Here is a 5,263-nt window from a genome sequence, read left to right on the forward strand (position 1 = left end):
TTACCGACGGGCGACACCTTCGGGTTACCGACGGGCGACACCTTCGGGTTACCGACGGGCGACACCGTCGACGCGGGCCTGCTGCGCCACGGCGGCGGCAACCGCCGGCGCCACCCGGTCGTCGAACACACTCGGGATGATGTGCCGCTCGGTCAACTCATCCGCGATCACCGAGGCGAGAGCGTTGGCCGCCGCCAACTTCATCGGCTCGGTGATCCGGCTCGCGCGAACATCCATTGCCCCACGGAACACGCCCGGGAAGGCCAACACGTTGTTGATCTGGTTCGGGTAATCGCTTCGACCGGTCGCCACGACCCGGGCGTAGCGGTGCGCAACCTCCGGGTCGACTTCGGGATCGGGATTCGCCATGGCGAAGACGATCGACTCCGGCGCCATCGACGCCACCGCATCCTCGGGCACCTTGCCCGAAGACAGACCGATGAAGACGTCGGCTCCGGCGAGCGCATCGTTGATCGAACCCGACAGGCCGGCCCGGTTGGTCTCGGCCGCGACCATCGCCTTGATCGGAGTGAGGTCGGAACGCCCGGTGTGCAGCATGCCACGACTGTCACCGACCGCAATATCCCCGATACCGGCCGCCAGTAGGATGCGGGTCACGGCCACACCCGCGGCACCCGCGCCGGACACGACCACACGCAGGTCGCCCAGACGTCGGCCGGTCAGGCGAGCGGCGTTCTCAAGGGCGGCCAGCGTCACGATGGCCGTCCCGTGCTGGTCGTCGTGGAACACCGGGATGTCCAGCCGGCTCTGCAACAGCTGCTCGATGGCAAAGCACCGCGGCGCGGAGATGTCCTCCAGGTTGATGCCGCCGAAACCGGGCGCCAACCGGACGACGGTCTCCACGATCTCCTCAACCTCGGTGCAGTCGAGGCAGATCGGCACCGCGTCCACGCCGGCAAAGTGTTTGAACAGCGCGGCCTTGCCCTCCATGACCGGTAGCGCCGCGGCCGGGCCGATGTCGCCGAGCCCTAGCACCGCCGTGCCGTCGGTCACCACGGCGACCGCGTTGGACCTCCACGTGAAGTCGTCGGCAAGCGCGGGCTCGGCCGCTATGGCCATGCAGACCCGCGCGACGCCGGGAGTATAGGCGAGCGACAGGTCCTCACGGTCGTTCAACGCAACGGTCACAGCTAGGCCGATCTTCCCGCCCTTGTGCAGGACAAAGACGGGGTCGGTGTCGCGGCCGACCGATCCGGGCACGTCCGTGAGCGCGGCCGGCGCGGCCGGCACCCGCATGGACGGATCTGGCCCGGCATGACCAACGGAATGGTCGGTTGTGGCAGTCATCACATACTCCCTCGGACGAGATGCCTCGACGGGTGGGAGGCCTGGACGGCGAAGCCGGGGGTTGCCCGGGGATGCTGCCCAATATGACACGCGGACCCGTCGGCCCGCCCGCGAACGCCTCTGGACTCCGACTGAAGCACGCCCATGTGCCCGGACGCACAAGGTGCGCGCCGACGAACAGGCGGCGCGTCGAAACGCCGATGGATCAGCACAGCAACCCCAATGGAGCCGCGCTGGCCGAACCGGACCGGCGGCGCCGCAATGATCGACAACGGCAGGCCGCCATGGTCGGCAAGCCGACAGCACGGGCTGTTCAGGGTGCCCGCTGACAGCCGCGGACAAGTTGGCCACCCAAAGGGCATCATTACCCGGTACGGTGCGCGTTCGTGGAGGTTCATGAACTTGCGATAGCCGGCGCCTGGGTGTTCACCCCCCGCCAGCACACCGATGACCGAGGCACGTTCCTGGAGTGGTTCCGCTCCGAGACCGTTACCAAGGTGATCGGTCACCCACTCGATCTCGCCCAGGCGAACCACAGCGTGAGTCGGCGCGGGACGCTGCGTGGCGTCCACTACGCCGATATCCCGCCCAGCCAGGCCAAATATGTCACCTGTGTGCACGGCCAGGTCCTCGACTGCGTGGTCGACATCCGAATCGGCTCGCCGACCTACGGCACGCATCAGGCGGTCGTGCTCGACGACGTTGACCGGCGGGGCCTCTACCTCGCCGAGGGGCTCGGTCACGCCTTCATGGCACTCACCGACAACGCGGCGATCTCCTACCTCTGTTCGACGCCCTACAACCCCTCACACGAGCACGGCATCGACCCGCTTGACCCTGAACTGGCATTGCCGTGGCCACCGGAGGTGCCGCCGCTGTTGTCCGAGAAAGACGCTGCTGCCCCGTCGCTGAGGGACGCCGAAGCCGCGGGCCTGCTCCCCTCCTACTCCGACTGCCTCGCCTTCTATGCAGCCCTGCGCAGCCAGCAGGGCCGCGGCCAATAGCGGGCGACGACCCTGCCCAGGACGTCCTGCGACGGCACAGAGCCGAAGGTCGCGCTGTCCGTGCCGAACATGACGTTGTCGGATCGCAGCCACCACGACCCGTCGGGTTCGACGAAGGCCGCACGCTTCACCCCGAGCCCGCGCCCGGGCAGCCGCGCCACGACCACATCTCCCACCTGTGGGGCCACGCCCCACAGCACCACACACGCATCACCGTCGCGCAGGGTCGGCAGCATGGACTCCCCACTGACCCAGACCGCCCGTACCGCAACACCTCGGCTCACCCGGGTAGGTTGCCAGAGGGTGGGGACAGAGCCCAGGTGCCGTCCAGGATCGCTCCGGCCCGCCGCGCCTGACGGCCACCTTGCACCTTGCACTTTGCACCCACCTGATGTTCCTCATCGGTCCAGCGGACGAGATACGTCCAGCATGACGAGAAAGGACGGCGGCATGAGCCTCCTGCGTCCAAAGACAACGGTCAGCGCCCACTGCGACCTGCCCTGCGGGGTCTACGACCCGGCCCAGGCGAGGATCGAAGCGCAGTCGGTGAAGGCAATCCAGGAGAAGTACCAGGCGAACGAGGACCCGGCCTTCCGCGCCCGTGCGCTGGCCATCAAGGAGGAGCGCGCCGAGCTGGTCAAGCACCACCTGTGGGTGCTGTGGACCGACTACTTCAAGCCCAACCACGTCGAGAAGTACCCCGACCTGCATGATCTGTTCTGGCAGGCCACCAAGGCGGCGGGAGCGGCCGGCGCCAAGGGTTCGGTCGACCCGGCCGACGGGCAGCAGTTGCTTGAGCTCATTGACCGGATCTCCACGATCTTCTGGGAGACCAAGGCCGCATAGAAACAGCGTTCCTGACGGATCGGCTCCACCGATCCGTCAGGCCCGGCTCCGCTCTGCCCGGCTGACTTGCCACATCGCGGGACACGGGAAGCGGGACGAATACCCTTATTCTTCCAGAAAGATCAGTTTTTTCGTCTCGGTAGGACCATCTCCATATCCAGGGCGATGGGACGTAGTCGGAATCACCGTCACAATCGCCAGAATTGATCACCCGACCTGCGATGACACCGCAGCGCTGGGTACGGTGGTCTTCACGTGGCACGAGCTGGGAACGGACGCTGGCGGCCGAGGACGGGGCGATCATGGATTTTCGCGCCGCCGGAGGCCCACAGCGACACGAGCGGCCGAGGGCGGCGCGATCATGATTTTTCACGCCGCCGGAGGCCCTGAGCGACAAGGGGGTACCGCGGTGGACACGACGCCGAAGACCGGAACCGCGAACGGTCAGGGCGGTGTCCCGGGTGGCGGGGCCCCCGGTACCGGGGCCTCCACCAGCACAGTTCCCAGCTCCGGAGTGCCTGGTGGCGGGCTGCGGGACATTGTGCAGCTCACGCTTCCCGCGGCAAGCGCCTACCTGTCGGTGCTTCGGACCGCAACGGCCTCGCTAGCGGCCCGTGCCGACTTCACCCTCGACGACATCGAGGACCTGCGGATCGCCGTGGACGAGGCATGTGCTCTGCTCCTGCTGTCGGCTGTGCCCGGGTCGAACCTGGAATGCACCTTCGAGCTCGCTCCCGGAGTCATCCAGGTCGCCGTGACGGTGCTCAGCCTGGACGGCGAACCCCCGTCCACCGACACGTTCGCCTGGACGGTGCTGACCGCCCTCGCCGATGAGGTCTCCAGCTCGGTGACCGCCGATCCCCGGGTCACCATCAGGCTGCGAAAGCGGCGCGGTGTGCCCGAAGACCGAGTGCCCGAAGACCGAGTGCCCGAGAACCGAGTGCCCGAGAACCGAGTGCCCGGCCCCACGACCGCCGAGACTCGGGCTACCACGACACCATGGACCGGGAACGCGGGCGCGCCGAGCAACGGACCGGTGGGCGCGCCGTGACCGCAGGGCGCACGCGACCGTTGCAGGACGCCGTGACCCCGGCCACGCAACGCTCGCGGCCTTTGCTTGACGACACCCACGGCCTCATCGCCCAGAACGCATCGGCCCCCGCCGCAGCAACCCCCGATGATGCCGCCGAGCACGAGTCGCCCGCAGGCGGACCAGGCGGACCAGGCGGACCAGGCGGAGGCGACATCCCGCCGCCGGCGTCCGCCGCGCCCAGTGCGGCGGTCACGGCGCAGGCCAGGCCGGACAACGATCCACGCTACGGTTCGAGCCATCCAGGCGGGACCAACGACCGGGCGCGCGCCCGCGAACTGTTCGCCCAGCTGGTCGCGATGCCCGACCGCACCCCCGAACGGGCCGAGATCCGCGACCAGCTCGTCCGGATGCACCTGCCGCTGGTGGAGTACCTGGCCCGTCGCTTCCGTAACCGCGGCGAGCCGCTCGACGACCTGACCCAGGTCGCGACGATCGGATTGATCAAGTCTGTTGACCGCTTCGATCCCGAGCGCGGGGTGGAGTTCTCCACCTATGCGACGCCTACCATCGTCGGCGAGATCAAGCGGCACTTCCGGGACAAGGGCTGGGCGATCCGGGTTCCGCGACGGCTGCAGGAACTCAAGCTGTCGCTGACGAAGGCCACCTCGGAGCTGTCCCAGACGCTCGGCCGGTCGCCGACGGTGAGTGAGATCGCCGCCCATCTCCAGATGACCGAGGAGGAGGTACTGGAGGGCCTGGAGTCCGCCAACGCCTACTCGGCGGTGTCGCTGGATGCCCCGGACTCAGGCGACGACGAAGCCCCCGCGGTAGCCGACACCCTCGGGGTCCAGGACGAGTCCCTCGAAGGGGTCGAGTACCGGGAGTCGCTCAAGCCGCTGTTGGAAAAGCTGCCGCCGCGGGAGAAGCGAATCCTGCTGCTGCGGTTCTTCGGAAACATGACGCAGTCGCAGATCGCCGCGGAGCTCGGGATCTCGCAGATGCACGTCTCACGGCTGCTCGCACGCACCCTGGCCCAACTCCGTCGCGGCCTGCTGGAGGACGCCTGACGGCC

6 protein-coding genes are annotated in these 5,263 nt (G+C 68.2%); 4 read left to right on the forward strand and 2 right to left on the reverse strand.

The window, feature by feature from the left end; translation table 11 throughout:
* Positions 1-48 precede the first annotated feature (48 nt).
* Positions 49-1,257, reverse strand: a complete 1,209-nt coding sequence (locus tag U9980_RS03435) for an NADP-dependent malic enzyme (protein ID WP_322749135.1) — start codon at positions 1,255-1,257, stop codon at positions 49-51.
* A 437-nt stretch (positions 1,258-1,694) separates the two neighbouring features.
* Here U9980_RS03435 and rfbC point away from each other — a divergent pair, with 437 nt between their 5' ends.
* Positions 1,695-2,312 (forward strand): dTDP-4-dehydrorhamnose 3,5-epimerase, encoded by a 618-nt coding sequence (gene rfbC / locus U9980_RS03440; RefSeq protein ID WP_322749122.1) that lies wholly within the window; start codon positions 1,695-1,697, stop codon positions 2,310-2,312.
* Here rfbC and U9980_RS03445 read toward each other — a convergent pair.
* On the reverse strand, positions 2,273-2,596 hold the full coding sequence (locus U9980_RS03445; RefSeq protein WP_322749121.1) for a S24/S26 family peptidase: 324 nt from the start codon (positions 2,594-2,596) through the stop codon (positions 2,273-2,275). The two genes, rfbC and U9980_RS03445, sit on opposite strands and share 40 nt — an antisense overlap.
* Before the next feature lie 166 nt (positions 2,597-2,762).
* Between U9980_RS03445 and sodN the strand changes: the two genes are divergently transcribed.
* The 3 genes from sodN to U9980_RS03460 all read left to right on the forward strand — a co-directional run bounded on the left by sodN (position 2,763) and on the right by U9980_RS03460 (position 5,258).
* Complete coding sequence (sodN, locus tag U9980_RS03450; RefSeq protein ID WP_322749120.1) at positions 2,763-3,158, forward strand: superoxide dismutase, Ni; 396 nt, start codon at positions 2,763-2,765, stop codon at positions 3,156-3,158.
* 409 nt (positions 3,159-3,567) lie between these two features.
* Positions 3,568-4,209: an anti-sigma factor gene (locus U9980_RS03455; protein ID WP_322766646.1), complete on the forward strand. Its 642-nt coding sequence runs from the start codon at positions 3,568-3,570 to the stop codon at positions 4,207-4,209.
* A complete protein-coding gene (locus U9980_RS03460; RefSeq protein WP_322766647.1) occupies positions 4,206-5,258 on the forward strand; it encodes an RNA polymerase sigma factor SigF in 1,053 nt (350 codons plus the stop codon). Before U9980_RS03455 ends, U9980_RS03460 begins: the two co-directional genes overlap by 4 nt.
* The last annotated feature ends 5 nt before the right edge of the window (positions 5,259-5,263 follow it).

Source organism: Protofrankia sp. Cr1 (assembly GCF_963555865.1).
Classification (GTDB): domain Bacteria; phylum Actinomycetota; class Actinomycetes; order Frankiales; family Frankiaceae; genus Protofrankia.